The organism is Mycobacterium europaeum (genome assembly GCF_034555895.2).
Lineage (GTDB): Bacteria > Actinomycetota > Actinomycetes > Mycobacteriales > Mycobacteriaceae > Mycobacterium > Mycobacterium europaeum.
The window spans coordinates 2,207,656-2,227,521 of record NZ_CP157315.1 but is presented as its reverse complement, the minus strand read 5'-3'; the positions used below and the strand labels follow the sequence as shown (position 1 = coordinate 2,227,521).

Below are 19,866 nucleotides of genomic sequence, written 5' to 3'. Positions count from 1 at the left end.
CCTCACCCCAGCGGATTGTTCCGCCGCACTCCGCGATACATGCCCCACCGCACGATCCACGGCATCACGATGCGCTCGACCGACCACGCCGGGAACCGGAACGCGTGGCCGGTGGGCAGAAACACCTCCAGCCCGTCGCGTTGCGCGCCCACCAGCGAGCCCCACCGGCGCGTCGGGGCCCGGTAGGTCCCCGGCCGCCCGCCGCTGAGCTCGGCGCGCACGTTGCGGGCCACCAGGGCGTCCCCCCGGTTGCGGGCCGAGCTGCGCAGGGGATCGGTCGCCGCGACGTCGCCGACCGCGAAGACACCCCGGTGACCGGGCACGCGCAGCTCCGGCGTCACGCGCACGAAGCCGCGCTCGTCGAGCAGCTCCGGTGGCAGCCAGCCGGTGTTGGGCCGCACCCGCCCGATCGCCCACAGCACCGCGTCGGCGCACGCCGGGGGCTGCCCGGTGCTCCAGCGCACCGGCTCACCGGTGATCTCGTCGCCCGCGAACCCGTCGGGCAGCACGGCACGATGGCCGGGGTGGATGCCCACGCCCAGGCGGTCGAGTCGTTCGCGAATCCGGGCCCAAATCCGGGGATGGTGCCCCTCCAGCGCGGCGTGCCCGGGGAAGTACAGGTCGATCCGCTTCCCCGGCCAGGTGGTGGCCATGTTGAGCGCGCTGCTGACCGCCGCCGCGCCGCCGCCCACGACGATGATCGAGCCGGCCGCCGCCAACCGGTGATGCGCGGCGCGCAGCTCCGCGCCGACCTCGGCCGCCGACTGCAGCGTCGGCCGGCGCCAGAAGCCGTTGCTCACCCCGGTCGAGATGATCAGCGCGTCGTACTCCTCGGCCAGCGCCGAGCCGTCGGCGCGTTTGCCCACGACGGTGCGGCCGGCCAGGTCCACCCCGGTCAGCTCGGCCTGCACCGTCCGGACCCGGTCCAGGCGCCGGAACCTGTCGAACGGAATCCAGTAATCGCGCGCCCAGTCGTGCGGGCGGGACAGCCGCACGCCGAGTTCCTGCCCGCTGACCAGCGCGGGCTTAGCGGAGATGCCGACGACGTCTGCGTACCCGGAGAGCCGGATCGCCGCCAGGACACCGGCGTCTCCGAGCCCGGCAATGACGACGCGCTTGCGGTTCATGCCGTTATCCTGCCTGGGACGAAATTCGGGCCCGACGGCCGCTCGACCGATTGCCAGGAGCACGCCACTTGATCGTCTCGCCCAGGAGCGGCCGCGCCGAATGCATGACCGGCGTGCAGTGGTCGATGCCGCCGCGCGCGCGTGCCGCGCTGCGCGCCGCCGTGCGGGCGTCGGCCCCCCGTCCGTCCGCCGCCCGGCGGGCCGCCCACGACTTGCGGACGCCGGGTTTGTGGGCGGCGGTGGTCGCGGAGATCCGGTGGGCGTTCACCCCGCCCCGGACCTGGCTGATGGGCGTGGTCGCCAACGTGATGTTCGCCGCGGCGTGGATGCTGGTCCAGCCGCTGACGATCGGGCTGCACCACACGGACTGGGTCATCCTGGTCGGCACCTACTTCTCGTCGTGGGTGCTGGCCGACGTCACCACCACCAACCTGCTCGGTGCCGACCACTACCGCGTCCGGGAGGCACTGGCCGACGGCGTGCCCGTCGGGCGGATCCTGCTGGTCAAGAACCTTGCCCTGCTCGCGATCGTCGGGCTGCCCACCGTGGCGGCCGCGGTGGTGTTGACCCTGTGCCTGGAGACGCCCGGACGGCTGGGGATCACGATTCCCACCGTCGCCGTGCCCCTCCTGTCCTGGCTCGGGTTGGGCAACCTCGTCTCGGTGCTGTACCCGGTCGGCGTCGAGCCGCTGACCCGGCGGTGGCGGCAGCGCGGCGACCGGCGCCGCACCGTCGGCTGGCTGGCCGCGCTGGCGCTGCCGTACGCGGTGTACTACGTCGCCGATCCCATGAACGGGGTCGAGCACAAAGTTCTCTGGTACCAGATTCCCTCGTTGATCTGGCCGGTGTTCGGGCGCGACACCAAGAGCTTCGTGCACCTGGCCATCGCCACGGCCATCTGGGTCCTCGGCACGGTCGGCGCCCTGGCGTGGGTGCGCAGGCGCGGGGTGGCGATCAGGTGACCGGTCACCGCCGGGGCTCGGCGTGCGCTGCGTCGCGGGCCGCGATGTAGCCGTACACCAATCCCTGCGCGATCGTCGCACCCGCGCCGGGGTAGGTGGTGCCGAACGCGTTGGCGGCGGCGTTGCCGATCGCATACAGCCCGGGGATCGCGGTGCCGTCCTCGCGCAGCACCCGCGCTCGTTCGTCGGCCGTCAGCCCACCGCAGGTGCCCAGGTCGCTGAGGGCCATCTTGACCGCATAGAACGGACCCTTGAGCAGTGGACGCAGGTTGGGGTTCGGTGTGACGGTGGGGTCGCCGTAGTACCGGTCGTAGGCGCTGCGGCCCCGGCCGAAGTCGAGATCCTGCCCCGCGGAGGCGCTTTCGTTGAACCGGGTCATCGTCGCAACGAACTCGTGGGCCGGAACACCGATGAGCGCGGCCAGTTCGGAGAGGCTCTCGGCGCGCACCGCGATGCCCGCGCCGTACCACGATTGCGGAATCGGCATGCGCGGAAACAGTTCGGCGCCGAAGACGTAGCCGTTGCGGTACTGCTGATCGAAGACGATCCACATCGCTTCGACAGGGGTGCCCGACCGCTCTAGATCAAGTAACCGTTGACCGAACGACATGTAATCCGAGGACTCGTTGGTGAATCGGCGGCCGTTCTGGTCCACGATCAGACAACCCGGCAGCGACCGCTCGGCCAGCATCACCCCGGGCGGCTTGCCGGGCAGCGGCGCGATGGCGGGGAACCACCACGCCTGGTCCATCAGATCGATGCCGGCGCCCACGTCCTGCGCGGCGCGGATTCCCTCGCCGGTGTTGGTCTCAGCGCCCAGGCTGAGGTTGGCTTCCAGCGACTCGGTCTGGAACTTCCGCCGCATCTCCATGTTGTGGTCGAAACCGCCGGTGGCCAGCACCACGCCGCGCCGGGCGGTGATCGCCACCTCGCGGCCGTCGTGGCCGACGACCGCGCCGGTCACGCGGTCGGCGTCGCCGGTCAGGCGCAGCAGCGTGGTGCCGGTCCAGACCGGGATGCCGGCGCGCAGCACTCCGGCGAACAGGCCGGCCGCCAGGGCCTGGCCGCCCGCCGCGTAGCGGCGGCCCAGCAGCCGCCCACCCAGTCCTTGCGTCACCCGCTTGGCGAACGTCGGGATGCCGCGGCGCGGTACCCGCGCGACCAGATTCATCCAGCGATAGTCGGCGCCCGTCGTCGGTATTGAGAAGCCGGCCTCCAACACGCCGGGCCGCAACCGGGTGCGGTATTCACCGAGGATCGACGTGTCCAGCGGGTGGCACTCGCAGGTGCGGCCCGCGGCGCTGCCGCCCGGCTCCTCGGGGTGGTAGTCGGAGTAGTCGCGAGCCCAGAACAGGCGCAGGGCAGTCGTGCGGCGCAGCATGTCGACCGTCGCGGACACGTGCGCCAGGAACGCGGCCGAGCGTGCCGCGGGCGCCGACCCGGCGACCACCGCGTCCAGGTAGGTGGCGGCGCGCTCGGCGGTGTCGTTGGCGCCGGCCTCGCGCAGCACGGGACAGGCGGGCAGCCAGAGCGCACCGCCGGAGCGGGCCGTCGAGCCCCCGACGAACGGCGACTTCTCGACGATCAGCACTGAGAGCCCGCCCTCGTGCGCGGCCAGCGCGGCGGCCATACCGGTTCCCGAGCCGACCACCAGCAGGTCGACGGTGGTGTCGGTCGCCGGTAGGCCGGCCGGGATGGTCGCGCTGCGCGGGCTCACGCTGTGAACGGTATGCCGGGCGGGGTGGCAGAGGAAGAGGCGGGAACAAGTGGCCCCACAACTCCGGCAGCAGGCGTTAAATCAATGCCTATGACGATGCAGTCGGAAGCCGACGAGGTTCGGCTCATCGAAGCGCAGCCCGCGCCCGCCCGGTTCGCCCGCGGCTGGCACTGCCTGGGCCTGATCCGGGACTTCGGTGACGGCAAGCCCCACCCCATCAACGCCTTCGGGCAGAAGCTGGTCGTCTTTCGCAGCGGGGACGGCGAGATCAATGTGCTCGACGGCTACTGCCGACACATGGGCGGTGACCTCTCGCAGGGCGAGGTCAAAGGCAACGAGATCGCCTGCCCCTTCCACGACTGGCGCTGGGGCGGCGACGGCCGATGCAAACGGGTGCCCTACGCCAGACGCACGCCGCGGCTGGCCCGCACGCGGGCCTGGACGACGCTGCAACAGGACGGGATGCTGTTCCTGTGGAACGACCCCGAGGGCAATCCGCCGCCGCCCGAGGTCACGATTCCACGCATCGAGGGTGCGACGAGCAACGACTGGACCGACTGGCACTGGTACACCACCGTGGTGGGAAGCAACTGCCGCGAGATCATCGACAACGTCGTGGACATGGCGCACTTCTTCTACATCCACGGCTCGCTGCCCACGTATTTCAAGAACATCTTCTCCGGCCACGTGGCGACGCAGTACATGAACGGCGAGGGCCGGCCCGACCTCGGCGGCACGGTGGGTGCCGAGATGCTCGGCACGACGTCGGTCGCGTCCTACTACGGCCCGTCCTTCATGATCGACGACCTGACCTACCACTACCGGACCGGTGACGCGCATTCGATTCTGATCAATTGCCACTATCCGATCGACGCGAATTCCTTTGTGCTGCAGTACGGCATCATCGTGCAGAAGTCGGACGCCATGCCCTCCGACCAGGCCATGCAGACCGCGATCAAGCTCGGCGACTACATCAAGCTGGGGTTTGAACAGGACGTGCAGATCTGGCGGCACAAGGCGCGCATCGACAATCCGCTGCTGGTCGAGGAGGACGGGCCGGTGTACCAGCTCCGGCGCTGGTACCAGCAGTTCTACGTCGACGCCGCCGACGTGACGCCGGACATGGTGGACCGCTTCGAATTCGAGCTCGACACCACCCGCCCGTACGAGGCGTGGATGAAAGAGGTCGAGGACAATATGGCGGCCCAGGCGGCCGCCGCGGGTCCGCGATGACGCTGGATTCGTCCGTCAGGACGGACAACCGGCTCGACGAGATGCCGATGGCGCCGGTGGTGTGCCGGGACTGCGGCGCGCGCGTGCTGGCGCGCAAGAGCACCTGGAACCAGACCAGCGTGCAGTGGAATGCCGACGCGACGGCCCGGTGCGTCGAACTCGCCGAGGCGCGCAAGATCTCCGGGCACGCGGGCCGATGCGTGTTCCTGGCGTGCTCGGCGCTGAGCGCGTCGATCGTGGACGCGGTGCGCCGGGGCGCCCTGGCGATCGTCGACGGGGCCGGCGGTCAACGACCGTAGCTCGAGGGATCGAGCGCGCGCCGCCGTCGAACCAGGGGGTCGCGTCCGAGGCCTACCCCTCCGGCACTTCACCCTTATGCCGCGGGCAGTAGGCGTCGATGCTCGCGCCGACGAAGTAGCCGGAGTGAAACTCCGGCAACCCACTGCTCTTCATGATGTCTTCCATCACATCCATCGGTGTGGCGCCGTTGTCGAGCTTCACACATACGAAATGACCGGCTTCGATTTCGTGTGCGGGAGATACGTTGTCGCTGATGCCTTGGGCCTTCAGCTTCGCCACGAACTTGTCGTCGGTGCTGTCGGCATGAGCGGTAGGCGCTGCGGCCAGGAGACCAATCACCACGATCCCCATGGCTAGTTGCAGACGGGTAACCATTTGTGGGTGCTTTCAGATGTGAGATATCGCGCTGACACCAAGGTAAGCCGCCGGGGACTGATTGGTTCGAACTTTTGGAGTAATTCTGGCGTTCGGTGCGACCGCGCTTCCAGCCGGAAGACTGGTTGTACATGTTTTGTTCACTTGACGGCTAACCGCGGGTTGCGAACGTTCCGCAGCCTTAACGCCATTCCCGCGCTGACATACGTTGGGTCGCAACGCCGGGGGCGCCGCCCGGCACGCGCACAACAGATTCCCAGTTCACCATAAGGTCAGCCGTGCTGTTTTCTGCGGCGGAGTGGGATACCATCTGAGCCGGCCGAGGTCGATTTCGAAATGGCGGTCGAATTCGGTGGCGGCTGCCTGAATAGCCCGTCGAAATGGCATGGCTACAGGCGCGGCGACCGTGGTTCAGCTTCCAGCCGAGGGAAGTAAGAACATAGGGAACTGTGTTGAAAGTCAACCGATTTAGTGCCTTGCCGTGTGTCTTGGTTACCGCCGCGCTGGTGTTGTCGGGGTGTGACAGCAACAAACAGGCAAGTGCGCCAAGCTCATCGACCGGTTCGCCACCCCCCGCGAACGTGAGTTGCGGCGGGAACAAGACGCTCAGGGCCAGCGGATCGACGGCCCAGGCCAACGCGATGGCCCGGTTCGTGAATGCGTTCGAGCAGGCCTGCTCGGGCCAGACGCTCAATTACACGGCCAATGGCTCCGGCGCCGGAATCAGCGAGTTCATTCGCAATCAGACCGATTTCGGTGGGTCCGACTCACCCCTGATTCCGGCGGAGTACGCCGCCGCCCAGCAACGCTGCGGCTCGCCGGCGTGGAACCTACCGGTGGTGTTCGGCCCGATCGCCATCACCTACAACGTCAACGGCGTCACTTCGTTGGCTCTCGACGGTCCGACCGCGGCCAAGATCTTCAACGGTGCCATCACCACGTGGAATGACCCCGCGATCCGCGCGCTGAACTCGGGTATCACCTTGCCCGCCGAGCCTATTCATGTCGTGTCCCGCAGCGACTTGTCCGGGACTACGGACAACTTCCAGAAATATCTCGATACCGCCGGTGGTGACGCGTGGGCCAAGGGTGCCGGAAAGACGTTCAACGGCGGCGTCGGCGAGAGCGCCATGGGCAATGACGGTACCGCCGCGGCCGTCAAGCGCACGGAGGGCGCGATCACTTACAACGAATGGTCGTTCGCCCAAGCGCAACAGCTCAACATGGCCAGGATCATCACGTCGGCCGGTCCGGACCCCGTCTCGATCAGCGCGGACTCGGTGGGAAAGACGATCGCGACGGCAGGCGTCATCAATAAGACCAACGACCTTGTCCTCGACACGATCTCGTTCTACCGGCCAAACCAGCCCGGCTCATACCCGATCGTGCTGGCGACCTATGAGATCGTCTGCTCGAAGTATTCCGATCCCCAGCTCGGTATGGCGGTAAAGGCTTTCCTGCAGAGCACCATTGGCGCGGGCCAAACCGGCTTGGCGGATCATGGGTACATCCCCATTCCCGACGCGTTCAAGAGCAGGCTATCGACGGCGGTCAACGCCGTTTCCTGATCGATCAACCTGGGCCGCGGATCGGCCGGCGCGGCGGCCGTAGAAGCTACCGTCGCCCAGCGAGATACCGCTGGCGTAGCCCCACGCGGCCAGCCCGGCGGTGCAGCGGCCGGCGGCGAACAGGCCGGGGATCGGTTCACCGCTGACGTGGAGCACCTCGGCGTCCAGCGTGGTGGCCAGACCGCCCAATGTGAAACCGCCGGTGTTCTCCCGCAAGTCGATGGCGCCGACCGGCGAACCGATGGGCTTGAGCCACTCAGGTTTCTTGTGCAGCAGCGGATCCTCGCCGCGGGCGGCACCCTCGTTGTAGGCGGCGACGGTGGCCTGCAGGCAACCCGGTGCCAGACCCATGTCGCGCTCCAGGTCGGCGACGGTGTCGGCCACCCACGTCGCCTCTCTCAGCATGAATTTCGGGGACCACGATGCCATCGCCTCCTGCTGGGCGTCGTCGTCGATGATCAGGTAAGCGGTGTTGTCCTGCTGGTAGAGCGTGAGTTGGCCGACGCGGCCCGGATAGGTGTCCTCGGCGACGTAGCGCTGGCCGCGGCCGTTGACCAGGATCCCGCGCACCAGCTGTTGGGGGTCGATGAAGATGGCGACCTCGGTGGCGTCCATGTGCGCCAAATCGGCGCCGAGTGCCTGGGCCATGCGGATGGCCTGCCCGTCGTGCTGCTCGATGGAGGCGGCCGGGCGGCCGGCGATGCGCGGGGCGTAGCGGGCCACCATCGCGTCGTTGTAGGCGAAGCTGCCGGTCGCGAGCACCACACCGGTGCGGGCCCGGACCGTGATCTCGGTGCCGTACCGGCGGGCGCGGATGCCGACCACCCGGCCGTCGGCTTCGACGACGAGGCGTTGCACCCGCACGTCGTAGAGCGCGCGTGCGCCAGCGGCGGTGGCGGTCTCGACGAGGGGCTTCATCAGCATGTAGCCCGCGCTGGCTTCGCCCTGCTTCTTGTTGGACATCTGCGGGACGTGGCCGCGCGGGGCGGGGGAGGCGATCGTGTTGAAGGGGTAGGCGTTTTCCCCGCCGCTGTACATCAGGCCCTGGTCACCCATGGGTTCCCACCCGGGTTCGGAGAAGAACTCGGCCTTGAACGGCACGCCGCAGCCGAGGAGCCAGTCGAAGTGCGCGACGCTGCCCGCGCAGTAGTCGGCGATGCGGTTCGCGTCGGCGCCGGGTCCCATCGCGACATTGAGGAACGCCGCCATGTTGTCGACGGAATCGTCGAAGCCGCAGGCTTTTTGCAGGGGCGTGCCGCCGCCGAGGTAGATGAACCCGCCGGCCATCGCCGCGGCGCCGCCCCAGGATCCGGTGCGTTCCAGTACCAGCACGTCGACACCGGCGCGGGCGGCTTCGACCGCCGCGGCGGCCCCGGCCACCCCGTAGCCGGCGATGACGACGTCGGCCTCGTCATCCCAGGAGGTGACCGAGGAGGCCGGGACCGGGGTGACGTCGGAATCGGGCGTCATAACCGCATGGCCGCGGGCATTTCGCCGATCCACTGGTGTCCCCAGTAGCTGTCGGCGGTGATTTCCTCTGCGGTGTAATAGGTTTCGTCGACACGCATGCCGTCGGTGCCGAATTCGATGTCCCAGTCACCGGGCGCGCGGACGTAGAACGACACCATCTTGTCGTTGGTGTGCCGGCCCAGCGTGGAGGACAGCTGGAAGCCCTCGGCGTTCACCCGGTCCAGCGCCTGCCCGACGGCGTCGAGGCTGTCGACCTCGACCATGATGTGCACCAGGCGCGGGTCGCGCTGGTGTGCGGCCGGCACGATCGCCAGGCTGTGGTGGCGCTCGTTGATGCCCAGGAACCGGACCCGCACGGGCCCAAACTCTTTGGGCAGCGGCACCCGGAACGCGCCGCGGGCGCGAAATCCCAGCACCTCGGTGTAGAAGTCGAACAGCCCATTGGGGTCGGTGGCGGGTACGACCACGTGGCCCATGCCCTGGTCGCCGGTGACGAACCTCGCGCCGAACGGGGTGACGACGGGGCTGTGGTCGAGCACCGCACCGTGGAACACCTCGAGCGTGGTGCCGGCCGGGTCCTCGAAGGTGATCACCTCTTCCACCCGGCGGGACTCCGCCTGGTCGGTGGACAGTTGCTTGAACGGGGTCCCGGCGGCGTCCAGCGTCGCTTTGACCCGTTGCAGCGCCGGGCGGTCACGCACCTCCCAGCCGACGGTCAGCACCCGGTCGGTCTCGCCGGGCACCACGATGAGCCGGGCCGCGCGCTCGTCCATCCGCAGGTACAGCGCCTCCGGGTCCGGGCCTCTAAAACCAGGGGAGCCCTCCGCGAAACCCAGGACACCGAAGGCGAAGTGCCGCCAGCGGTCGATGTCGTTCGTCGAAATGGTGATGTAGCCCAGGCTTTTCAGGTCGGTCAACGTGCTCTCCTAGATCAAAGCCCGCAGGGGGCCCTCGGGCGGATCGATACCCAGCGAACTCAGGGCCGACGCGTGATAGGCCGTGCCGGGCATGTGGATGGCGTGCAGTTGGCCGACATGCACGTCGCGCCAATACCGTTGCAGCGGCTTGTCCATGCGGGCGGCGTTGCCGCCCGAGCGGGCGAAGATCTCGTCGACCGCCGACACCGCGCGCCACACCGCGCGGATCTGGGTGCGCCGGCCGGCCGCGCGGTCGGCGAACGAGACCTCCTTGCCGGCGGCGACCATGTCGTAGATGCGATCGGCGTTGGCCAGCAGCTCCTGGCGGGCGGCGTTGATGTCGGCGGCGGCCTCGCCGATGGCGTACATCACGTACGGGTCGTCCTTGATGGCGGTTCCGGTGGCGCCCACGCGCTCCCGCTGGTAGTCCAGGTGCGCGGCCAGCGCGCCCTCGGCGATGCCGATGGTCGCCGCGGAGATGCCCAGCGGGAACATCGTCGACCACGGCATCAGATAGAGCGGCTCGGTCATCCCGGCCTCGCGCTGGGCGGTGCCGTCCATCACCTTGGTCGCGTCCATCGTCCGGTACGACGGGACGAACGCGTCGGAGACGATCACGTCCTTGGACCCGGTGCCGCGCAGCCCCACCACGTCCCACGAGTCCTCGACGATCTCGTAGTCCTTGCGCGGCAGGATCATGTGCAGCATCTGCGGCGGCATGATCGGTATGCCCTTGTCGTCGCCGAGCATCGCGCCCAGGATGATCCAGTCGCAGTGGTCGGTGCCGGAGCTGAACTGCCAGCGGCCGTTGAACAGGTAGCCACCGTCGACGGGCCTGGCCACCCCCTGCGGCGCGTACGGCGAGGCCATCCAGGTGTCGACGTCTTCGGCCCAGATCTCGGCGGCGACCTTCGGGTCCGCGTACGCCAACTGGTAGGGGTGCACGCCGACCACGCCGACGATCCAGCCGGCCGCCGGATCCAGCGCCGCGGTCGCCATCGTCGTCTCGGCGAACTCGCGCGGGTGCACCTCGAAGCCTTGATACTGCTTGGTTTGCAGCAGCCGGATCAGGCCGGCACCCTTCATCAGCTTGACGGTGTCGTCGGTGAGCCGCCCGATCCGCTCGGCCTCGGGGGCCTGGTCGCGCAACTGGTCGGCCATCGCCACGACCCGGTCGAGTACCCGTTCGCTCATGTTGGTGTCCTTATGTCTGGGGGCCTAGTAATGGTCTACCGCAGTTCGTGCCTCAGCCGAAGCCGTTCCCGATGAGCGGAAGCAAAAGCCTCAGAATCGAATGCACGATGCGGCGCTCACGGGCCGGGCCCGGCCCGCCAGGATCAGGCCCTCCAGTCGGTCGTCCGGTTCGATGACGTCGTTTTCGCGATGATCTCGACCTCGCCTTCGACGACCGTCGCCACACAGCACCCAAGGGATGTCGAAATCCGCGGTCGGCGCTGCGTGACGGGTGTTGCCGAGGTGAGTGACATCGAGGCTGTAACGGGTGCCGTGGCCGACGGCGTCATGGCACTGGGGCGCCTCGACATCGTCGTCGCGAATGAGGAATCACGGTCGCCGCAGAAGGCGTGTTCATCGTCCGCGCCGAGCCGCCGCGGTGACCGTGCCCCGAGGCTCACGGGCGATCGGTGACGGCCTCCGCCGAAATCCGATGCTGGTGTCGGTCCACCAGTTTCAGGGCACGCGCGGCCTTTGCCGGAGCCATCGCGGTATGCGGAGCGCGTGATCCGCTGTGCTGCGCTGGTTGTGGGGGTGACTCGGCGGGCTCGTCGAGTTCCGGGTCATCGGTGAGCGGTGACTCCGCGTCCCGGTGACCCGACCGCAGTCGATTGGTGGCCGCGACGGCGAGGACGGCGGCCGCGGCGGTGCCCAGCCCCTGGGCCCAGCCCACGGGGCCGACCGGTGTGCAGCCCACGAGTTGGCTGATTCCCGGGGTGGTGATCATCGCGGCGAACGCGGCGAACGAGCCGGCCGCGGTGAGCAACACCAGAGGTGCGTGTGAGTCGACCACCGTCTGGCCGAGTTCGACGGCGACCAACGAAATCAACGCGACAGTGGAGGCCCGCTGCGGCAGTCCGGTGACCGAGGCCAGCGCCCAGGCCGCCGTGGCGGAGACGGCGGTGATCGACCCGCGCGCCGCCACGGCGCGGCGCAGTGCGCGTTCGTCGATGCCGCGCCCGACGCGCTGCACCGGCCCGGCGGGCGTGCTGACGGCGACCGCGGTCGCGGGCAGCGCGTCGGTGAGCATGTTCATCAGCAGCAACTGGCGGGTGTTCAGCGGCGAGGTCCCGGTGATCGCGGTCCCGATGACCGAGAAGATCACCTCGCCGGCATTGCCGGCCAGCAGCCCGGCCACGGCCGCCTGGACCCCGCGCCACAGCCGGCGTCCCTCGTCGATGGCGGCGACCAGCGTCTCGATGCGGCCGTCGGTCAGCACCACGTCGGCGGTCGTGTGCGCGGAGTCGCTGCCGCGCGCGACCACACCGACCCCGACGCTGGCCGCCCGGATCGCGGCGGCGTCGTTGGCGCCGTCACCGACCATGGCGCACACCCGGCCGGAGCGCTCGAGCGTCTGGACCACCTGCACCTTGTTCTCCGGCGACATCCGGGCAAAGATCACCCGGTCGCCCACCGCGCGCACCTGATCCTGCCGTGACAGGGCGTTCCACTCGGCTCCGGTGATCACCTGGCCGGCGCTCACCGGCACGCCGAGCTCGCGGGCGATCGCGGTGGCGGTGACGGGATGATCGCCGGTGATCAGCCGGATCGCCACGCCCCGGCCGGCCAGGTCGGCCAGCAACTGGGGCGCCTGGGGGCGCGGGGTGTCCGACAGCCCCAGGAATCCGGTCAGCGTCAGCCCCCCGCCGCACAGTTCGGTGATGCCGTCGGGGTCGTTCCGCAACGACCGCGCCTGCGCCGCGCTGAGGCGGCGCTGCGCGACGGCGATCGTCCGCAGTCCGGCGGTCGTCAGGGCGGCGACCGCGTCCTCCACCTCCCCGCCGACGTTCGGGCACGCCGCCAAGACCACTTCCGGCGCGCCCTTGACGGTCAACTGCGTGCCCGTCACCGAGGCCGAGAAGGCCCGGCCGGACCGGAACGGCAGATGCGCGTCGGGCTCGGGTCGCGAACCGGAATCCGCCACCGCATCCGCCGCCTTGACGATGGCTTCGTCCGTGGCGTGGACGTGCGGGTTGCCGTCGTCGGCGGGTGCGGCCCGGGCGGCGCACCGCAAAACGTCGTCGCGGGAATGCCCCGCCATGGGGCGCACCTCGGCGACTCGAAGGCGGTTCTCGCTCAGCGTCCCGGTCTTGTCGAAGCAGACCACCTCGACGCGGCCGAGCGCTTCCGCCGCCCGTGGCACCCGCACCAACGCCCCGGCTTCGCCCAGCCGCTGCGCCGACGCGGACTGGGCCAGGGTGGCCATCAGGGGCATGCCCTCGGGGATGGCCGCCACGGAGACCGCGATGGCGCTACTCAGCGCCTGGCGCAGGCCGCCGGCGCGGAGCAGGCCGAGTGCACCGACCGCGACGCCGCCGCCCGCGCTGAAGGGGAACGCTCGCCTCATGAGCTGGCTGAGCTGGTGGTGCAGCCCGACGGTCGGCAGCTCACCGGAGGCGAGTTCGGCCGCGCGACGCGTCTGGGTGTCGGCCCCGACCGCGGTGACCACCGCGACGGCGGTGCCCGCCACCACGGTGGTTCCGGCGTAGATCATGCAGCGACGTTCGGCCAGTTCGGCCCCCGGTGTGGCCTCGACCCGCTTCTGCACGGACAGGGATTCACCGGTCAGCGACGATTCGTCGACCTCCAGGTCGTGCGCCTCGATCACCCGGGCGTCGGCGGGCACCACCTCGTCGCTGCGCACCTCGATCACGTCGCCCGGCCGCAGCCGCTCGACGACGACTTCCCGGTAGCGTCGCGCGTCGGTCACCAGCCGCGCCGGCGGGGCCTGCTGGGCCAGCAGCCGGTTCAGCCGCTTCTCGGCCTGCAGCTGTTGGTACGTCGACAGCATCGCGTTGCCGGTCAGCACGGTGCCGACCATGACCGCGTCGGTCGGCGATCCCAGCAGCGCGGTCGCCGCCGAACACAGCCCGAGGATCGGCGTCAACGGGTCACCGGTCAGCTCGGCGGCGGCGGCCCTGGCGAACTCCCACGCCGCGGCGGGGAACCCGGTGCCGCCTTCTGCGGGTTCGGTTGCGGCAGCACGCTCGTCGGGGTCACGCAGCGCCGCCAGCACCTCGCGGGCCTGCTCGGCCGACATCGCATGCCACTCGTAGGCCGGCGCCGGCCGGGGTGTCGGGGTGCGAATCGCGCCGCGCGCCAACAGGTATCCCGACAGCATGCCCGCGACGGCGCCGACGGTCACCGGGCCGGGCCCGCGCAACCTGCGTACCCCGGGCACCATGAACAGCGCGCCCAGCGCCGACGCGCCCACCGATATCGCGATGCCCTGCCGGCTCGCCTCTCGCGCCGCGGGCAACGCATGCAGCACCAGCCAGGCCGCCGCCAGGTCCTCCATCATCAGGTCCGCATTCCAGGGCGGCGGGGTGTCGGCGCTCGGCCTGATTCCCAATGCCACGTCGGCTCCCGAAAGTGCTTGTGCGCCGGACGAAGACAGCACCGCGACGGTGTGCCCGTCATGTTGCAGTCGCGACACCGCATCGGCGAGCTCATCATCGATGCCGCCGTTGCCGACCGGGAGGACGTCGTCGAACGCGGGGCGCAAGTCGCCGAGCAGTTCGGTGTCGACCGACACCAGGCGTGCGCCGGAGTCACGCGCCCGGGTGATCAGGGCCGACGCGAGCGGGTGGGCGGCCGGTGCGATGAGCGCCTCGACCGGCTCGTCGATCGAGGGCGTGTCAACCCGGTGCCAGCCCGGGGCCGCCCCCTCGTCGAGCAGTTCCTGGGCGCGCGTCCAGGCGCTGAACAGCTCGCCGTCGCGGGCGCCGCGCACGCGCACCACCCGCATCGCCTCGCCGCACAGCACGCGCGGATCGATGAGCAGCGCATCGACCTTGTCGAGCCGGCGCAAACCCTCCGGCCGCAGCGGCAGGACCGCGTGCCGATCGGCCAGGCCGCGTCCGAGCGTGGCCGCAAACGCCTCATGCGAGGTGCGCATCGCCTTCGGCGAGGCCGCCAGCGCCGCGTTCGAAGCCATCGTGACGTTGCGGGTGAGGGCTCCCGTCAGGCCGACACCGATCAGCTGCGCCCACGCCACGCGTTTCCCATGACGGTCGACCGGGCCGGCCGGCGCGGGAACCGGGCGCGGTAGGCGGTGCATTTCCGGCTCGTCGGCATGCCGGGCCAGTTCCGGCTCATAACGGGCCCATGCCCGCGAGGCGGCCCGGCACTCGGCCGCCCGGAAAGCCTGCATCGCCAGGTCGACCGACAGCTTCGCCGGCGACAGCGTGACAACATGGGCGGCGGTGCCGAACAGCGACAACGCGGTGTTCGTCGCGCCGGGGCCGATCCCTGCCTCGAGCGCACGGCGCAGCCACGGTTGATAATTCGCGATCGCGGACACCGCCTCGACGGCGATCGGGGCCGCCGGCAAGCGCAGGGCCCGGCCGGCTACTGCGACCGCGAACCCGGCGGCGTTGACCGCTACCATCGCGCCGCGGGCCGCCAGCAGCAGACCGTCACCGGGCAAGCTGTCGCAACGCGCGGAATCGGTGGTCTCATCGTCCTTTTCGACGGCGTCGAGCGCCGCGCAGAGGTCGTCGGGGGACGCCCCGTCGTCGATCTCGACGACCACCCGCGACAGCGGACGGTTCAGGACGGCATTCGTGACGCCGGGCTGTGCCCGCAGCGCGGCAACGGCGGCCCGGCCACGCGCCGCCCCACCGGTGCCGTCGAGGCCGCGGACCTCGATCCAGATGCGGCCGTCCCCTCGCCCGCAACGCCGGGTCAGCGTCGAGCGGGAAACCTCGCCCGAGAGCGCCTTTGCGCCCATCCGGACGGGCAGGGCGACGACATCAAGGCCGGCGGCGGCGAGTTTGCCGGCCGCGTCGCCGAGTCCCGCGGCGGCCCCGAGTCCGGTCGACATGACTCGCAGCGGCGAAAGCTGTCGCACCCGCAACCCCTTTCCCGCACCTGACGAATGGTGGCTACGCGGTCATCCGCGAGGGAGGCCGCCGACCGACGTTGGCCGCGACCGAAAACCCGACCAACCTAACCCGCGGTCAAGGTTCCAGCAACTTGAGATGAACCCGCGTAACGATCATGTAAAAACTGGTCGCAGCTGTTAGGAGGCTTCGATCGAAATCTTCGAGCCGCCTGATCCATATATTGAGCAAACCCAATGGGCCGTCGTGGTCACGCCTGATGATGGTCCGCCGCACTAATCCCGACGATGATGAGGAACCATGACCGACACCGACGACTTGTCCATGCGGCTGCGCCGGCTCGAGGACGAACGCGACATCGCCCGGCTCATCGCCTCGTACGGACCGGCGGTGGATGCGGGGGATGCCGACGCGGCCGCACGGTTGTGGGCGCCCGACGGAATCTATGACGTCGACGGCTGGCGCATGGAGGGCCGGGAGCAGGTGCACGCCATGGTGCAGTCGTCGGCCCACCAGAAGCTGGTGGCCAAGGGGTGCTGTCACTTCCTGGGTCCGTGCGTCGTCACCGTCAGCGGCGACACGGCGGAGGCGGTGTGCGAGTCTGTGGTCCTGATCCGAGACGGTGATGGCTACCGGGTATGGCGTTGCGCCGCAAACCATTTCGCGCTACTAAGGATCGAGGGCGAGTGGCGGATCGGCGTTCGCACCACCCGCGTCCTGGACGGCAACCCCGACGCGCACGCGTTGTTGACCAGAGGCCTGACGGGCTAGCCCGCGGTTCGTCGAAATCGACGTCAGCGCCAAGGCTTCTCGCGCTTTTTCGCGCTGGCGTCGGTCTCGAGGGGGCGTGGGCGCCTAGGCCCGCGAGAGAAAAGCCAGCACGACGCTCTCGAACGCCTCGCGGGCCTCGATCATCGCCCAGTGCCCGGAGTTGGGGAAGATGTGCAGCTCCGCGTTGGGGATGGTGCGCATCGGGATGAGCGCCATGTCCGGCGGGCTCACCCGGTCGTCCCGTCCCCACGTCAGCAGGGTGGGCGCGGTCAGCTTGTGCATGACGGCCCACGGCATCGGGCGGTCGGAGGCTGCCATCGCGGCGTTCATCGCGGCGAAGGCCGCTTTCCCGTACATGCGGCGCGCCGCGGCCAGCGTGTCCGGGTCGGTGGCCAGCTCCCAGCGTTCCCCGATCAGCTCCTCGGTGATCAGCGCCTGGTCGTAGACCATCGACTTGAGCCAGTCGACCAGCCGTTGCCGGGTGGGGTCCTCGACGAACTCCTGCAGCAGCCGGATGCCCTCGCTGGGGCTCGGGCTGAAGATGTTGGTCCCGATGCCGCCGATCGTCACCAACCGGTCGACGCGGTCGGGGTTGTGGGTGGCGAAGTTGATGCCGACCCCGCCGCCCATCGAGTTGCCGACGATGTGCACCTTCTTGACATCGAGCGCGTCCAGGAAGGGCGACACGGTGCCGAACGCGGTGACCATCGGGTGGCCGCCGAAGTCGTCACTGACGCCGAAGCCGGGAAACTCCAGGATCAGGCAGCGGAACCGCTCGGCGAATGCGGGCAGGATGCCGCGGAAGTTGCGCCACCCGGTGACGCCCGGTCCGGAGCCGTGCAGGAACAACAGCACCGGGGCGGATTCCGGTCCGGTGTCGTAGTAGCGCAAAGCGCCCTTGGGAGTGCTGATTTCACGCAGGTCAGGTTGCGCAACGGTGTTTGCCACGGAAGTCACCTTGCCATGCCGCGGCCAGACGGCCCCACGGGGTTCCGCGGGCCACGTCTAGTCGTGGCTGGGCTCGCTGCAGTTCAGCAGCTCTTTGAGCGCGGCGGGGAACGCGTCGGCAAGGTCCCACAGGTCGGCGACCAGGTCGGGGCAGGCGATCAGGCCCACGCCGAGCCGTCCGTTGAGCGACATCACGGTGATGTTGAGCGCGGCGCCGGCGATGATCGGGCCCAGCGGATACATGGCGTCGAGTCGGCAGCCCAGGAAGTAGAGCTGTTCCTGCGGGCCGGGCACGTTGGACATCACCAGGTTGTGTGGCGGTTTCTCGGGCAGCGGGATGCGTGGCAACAGCTTCATCGCGGCGCCGAACATCGTCTGCCCGGCCACCTGCGTCCAGTCCTGCAGCAGGCTGGGACCCAGGGCGGCGGCGTGATCCTTGGCCGCGGCGTTGCCTGCCGCGATGCTGCGCAGTCGTTGCCCCGGATCGTCGATGTGCGTCTCCAGCCGGCACAGCATCCAGGTGGTCTGGTTGCGGCCCGGCCGGTCCGATTTGCCCCGGACCGAGACCGGCACGCTGGCCACCATCGGGGTGTCGGTCAGTTCGCCCCGATCCAGCAGGAACTGCCGCAGCGCCCCCGCGCACAGCGCGGTCACCACGTCGTTGACCGTGACCCCGAACCTGGTTTTGACCTTCTTGACGTCCTCCAGGTCCAGGCTGGCCAGGGCGACGTTGCGGCGCTTGGTGAAGCGTCCGTTGAACGGCGTCGGCGGCCCGGCGAATGGGGCCGCCATCGTGTGCCCACCGCCGCGGGCGCGCAGCACGGTTTGGGCCAGCGTCAGTGCGGTCGCCGGTATCACCTTGGCCAGGCGCCACGGCCGAAGCCCGGCGGCGAGCAGCCCCGAGGCGGCGATCTGAAGGGGATTCGCCGCGCCGGATCGGGTGGCGGGTGCGGGCGCCGGGGCGTCCGGCATGCTGCTGCACAACTGGGCCAACAGGTTGGCCCCGCCCACCCCGTCCACCACCGCGTGGTGCACCTTGAGGACGACGGCCAGCGCCTCGTTGCCGTGCAGGCCCTCGATCACCCACATCTCCCACAGCGGTCGATCGCGATCGAGCGGGAGCCCGGCGACGTGGCCGCAGATCTCCGCTAACTCCCGGGGGCCGCCGGGGGCGGGGACGGCGGCCCGGTGCAGATGGCGTCCGAGGTCGAAATCACCGTCGTCGGTCCAGACCGGGTGGTCGAAGTTCAGCTGGCTGTCGGCCAGCTTGAGACGGAATTCGGGCACCGCGTCCATTCGCGCCGACAGCGCTTCGCGCAGCCTGTCGAAGGTGTAACCGCCCGGCATGGTCGACGGGTCCAGCTCCAGCACGCAGCAAACATTCAATGGTTGCGTCGGTGATTCCAGGTACAGGAAGAATGCGTCTAAGCCGCTCAGTCGTTGCATATCCGCTCGTCTCGTCGGTGCGGCTATGACCGCTGGTCATACAGCATGCGCTCAGCCCCGGATCCGACCGGCGAACGCAATCAGGATCAACCGCAATGTCTAGGTGTGATTTCTATCTGTAGCCGTTGAGCGGCCGACGGCAAACATTGTCAGCCAGACATTCAACGGAATCGCCACGGCCGTTCACCTCCGGCGCGCCATGGCCGAGTTCGGGGCCGCCCAGTCGGTCGAGACCTTCCGGTGACTGATGAGCCAGGTGTCGCCGTCGCGCACCAGGGTGTCGCGGTAGCGGCCGGCGTGGTCGAGTCCGACGTGGGTGAGCACGGTGAAGTACGACGAGACATGCGCCGTGTCGCGATCCAGCCCGGCGAACAGCACGTTGGTGACGATGTGCCGGACGATCGGCTTGACGCCGGGCTGCCGCGCGACGGCGACACCACGCAGGAACGCGGCGATCGCCGTTCGGCCCCGCAGCGGCTCGGAGCCGCGGATTTCCAGGACGCCCCCCGCGCAGAACGTCTCGGCGAGGCCGTCCACGTCGCCGGAGTCTCCCGCCCAGTTGTAGCGGGCGATGGTGTCGCGGATCCGCTCTCGGGCGGACAATTCCCACATCTCCACCGCGGTGGCTCCGTTCTCGCGCCGGGTCGCCGGACTATGCCGGAGCCTAATCCGTGGAAGATCCCTCGGGGGCGGGTCTTTGCGGAAGCCGCGCTGTCAGTGGCGCTTTCGCGGTCGTGGCGGCTACTTCACGAGGTGAGGGCGGAAGCCGCGGGGGGCGGCCGGGACCACGCCGTTGAGGTCGAAGACCGCGATCAGGGCCCGCAGCAGGGCGGGGGACCAGTCCTCGAAGGGCTGGGCGTCGATCCGGTCGATGACTTCAGCGCGCAGGTAGTCGATGCCGATGGCCTGATCGCTCATGGCAGATCCCGATCCGCGGGGTCCGCTTCGATCCTCA

At 69.5% G+C, this 19,866-nt stretch carries 16 protein-coding genes; 5 read left to right on the top strand and 11 right to left on the bottom strand.

What is annotated here, in order from left to right; translation table 11 throughout:
• Positions 1 to 2: 2 nt before the first annotated feature.
• Positions 3 to 1,127, bottom strand: coding sequence for an FAD-dependent oxidoreductase (locus U8D42_RS10065; RefSeq protein ID WP_322860255.1), 1,125 nt, complete (start codon positions 1,125 to 1,127; stop codon positions 3 to 5).
• A 68-nt stretch (positions 1,128 to 1,195) separates the two neighbouring features.
• Here U8D42_RS10065 and U8D42_RS10060 point away from each other — a divergent pair, with 68 nt between their 5' ends.
• On the top strand, positions 1,196 to 2,089 hold the full coding sequence (locus tag U8D42_RS10060; RefSeq protein WP_420845701.1) for a hypothetical protein: 894 nt from the start codon (positions 1,196 to 1,198) through the stop codon (positions 2,087 to 2,089).
• A 4-nt stretch (positions 2,090 to 2,093) separates the two neighbouring features.
• Here the strand turns inward: U8D42_RS10060 and U8D42_RS10055 are convergent, their stop codons facing one another.
• Complete coding sequence (locus U8D42_RS10055) at positions 2,094 to 3,806, bottom strand: 3-ketosteroid-delta-1-dehydrogenase (RefSeq protein ID WP_085243621.1); 1,713 nt, start codon at positions 3,804 to 3,806, stop codon at positions 2,094 to 2,096.
• A gap of 90 nt (positions 3,807 to 3,896) precedes the next feature.
• Here U8D42_RS10055 and U8D42_RS10050 point away from each other — a divergent pair, with 90 nt between their 5' ends.
• Entirely contained in the window at positions 3,897 to 5,039 is a 1,143-nt protein-coding gene (locus U8D42_RS10050; RefSeq protein WP_322860256.1) for a Rieske 2Fe-2S domain-containing protein, read from the top strand.
• Entirely contained in the window at positions 5,036 to 5,338 is a 303-nt protein-coding gene (locus U8D42_RS10045) for a ferredoxin (RefSeq protein ID WP_322860257.1), read from the top strand. The genes U8D42_RS10050 and U8D42_RS10045 overlap by 4 nt, the downstream gene beginning before the upstream one ends.
• A 52-nt stretch (positions 5,339 to 5,390) precedes the next feature.
• Here U8D42_RS10045 and U8D42_RS10040 read toward each other — a convergent pair whose 3' ends face one another.
• Complete coding sequence (locus U8D42_RS10040; protein WP_322860258.1) at positions 5,391 to 5,714, bottom strand: DUF732 domain-containing protein; 324 nt, start codon at positions 5,712 to 5,714, stop codon at positions 5,391 to 5,393.
• A 452-nt stretch (positions 5,715 to 6,166) separates the two neighbouring features.
• Between U8D42_RS10040 and pstS the strand changes: the two genes are divergently transcribed.
• Positions 6,167 to 7,282, top strand: a complete 1,116-nt coding sequence (gene pstS, locus U8D42_RS10035) for a phosphate ABC transporter substrate-binding protein PstS (RefSeq protein WP_322860358.1) — start codon at positions 6,167 to 6,169, stop codon at positions 7,280 to 7,282.
• Here the strand turns inward: pstS and U8D42_RS10030 are convergent.
• From U8D42_RS10030 to U8D42_RS10015, 4 genes are all read right to left on the bottom strand, one after another.
• Entirely contained in the window at positions 7,253 to 8,752 is a 1,500-nt protein-coding gene (locus U8D42_RS10030; protein WP_085243617.1) for an FAD-dependent oxidoreductase, read from the bottom strand. The genes pstS and U8D42_RS10030 overlap by 30 nt on opposite strands.
• Positions 8,749 to 9,669: a biphenyl-2,3-diol 1,2-dioxygenase gene (bphC, locus tag U8D42_RS10025; protein ID WP_322860259.1), complete on the bottom strand. Its 921-nt coding sequence runs from the start codon at positions 9,667 to 9,669 to the stop codon at positions 8,749 to 8,751. The genes U8D42_RS10030 and bphC overlap by 4 nt, the downstream gene beginning before the upstream one ends.
• A gap of 9 nt (positions 9,670 to 9,678) precedes the next feature.
• Positions 9,679 to 10,863: an acyl-CoA dehydrogenase family protein gene (locus U8D42_RS10020; protein ID WP_322860260.1), complete on the bottom strand. Its 1,185-nt coding sequence runs from the start codon at positions 10,861 to 10,863 to the stop codon at positions 9,679 to 9,681.
• Positions 10,864 to 11,299: 436 nt separating this feature from the next.
• Positions 11,300 to 15,727: an HAD-IC family P-type ATPase gene (locus U8D42_RS10015; RefSeq protein WP_431523866.1), complete on the bottom strand. Its 4,428-nt coding sequence runs from the start codon at positions 15,725 to 15,727 to the stop codon at positions 11,300 to 11,302.
• Between the two features lie 319 nt (positions 15,728 to 16,046).
• Between U8D42_RS10015 and U8D42_RS10010 the strand changes: the two genes are divergently transcribed.
• Entirely contained in the window at positions 16,047 to 16,517 is a 471-nt protein-coding gene (locus U8D42_RS10010; protein WP_085243613.1) for a nuclear transport factor 2 family protein, read from the top strand.
• Positions 16,518 to 16,601: 84 nt separating this feature from the next.
• Here the strand turns inward: U8D42_RS10010 and U8D42_RS10005 are convergent, their stop codons facing one another.
• From U8D42_RS10005 to U8D42_RS09990, 4 genes are all read right to left on the bottom strand, one after another.
• The gene (locus tag U8D42_RS10005; protein ID WP_322860261.1) at positions 16,602 to 17,465 is read right to left on the bottom strand and encodes an alpha/beta fold hydrolase; all 864 of its coding nucleotides are present in this window, start codon (positions 17,463 to 17,465) and stop codon (positions 16,602 to 16,604) included.
• 57 nt (positions 17,466 to 17,522) lie between these two features.
• The gene (locus U8D42_RS10000; RefSeq protein WP_322860262.1) at positions 17,523 to 18,911 is read right to left on the bottom strand and encodes a WS/DGAT/MGAT family O-acyltransferase; all 1,389 of its coding nucleotides are present in this window, start codon (positions 18,909 to 18,911) and stop codon (positions 17,523 to 17,525) included.
• Positions 18,912 to 19,094: 183 nt separating this feature from the next.
• On the bottom strand, positions 19,095 to 19,529 hold the full coding sequence (locus U8D42_RS09995) for a nuclear transport factor 2 family protein (protein WP_322860263.1): 435 nt from the start codon (positions 19,527 to 19,529) through the stop codon (positions 19,095 to 19,097).
• A gap of 123 nt (positions 19,530 to 19,652) precedes the next feature.
• Positions 19,653 to 19,829, bottom strand: coding sequence for a hypothetical protein (locus U8D42_RS09990; protein WP_167542717.1), 177 nt, complete (start codon positions 19,827 to 19,829; stop codon positions 19,653 to 19,655).
• Between the last annotated feature and the right edge of the window lie 37 nt (positions 19,830 to 19,866).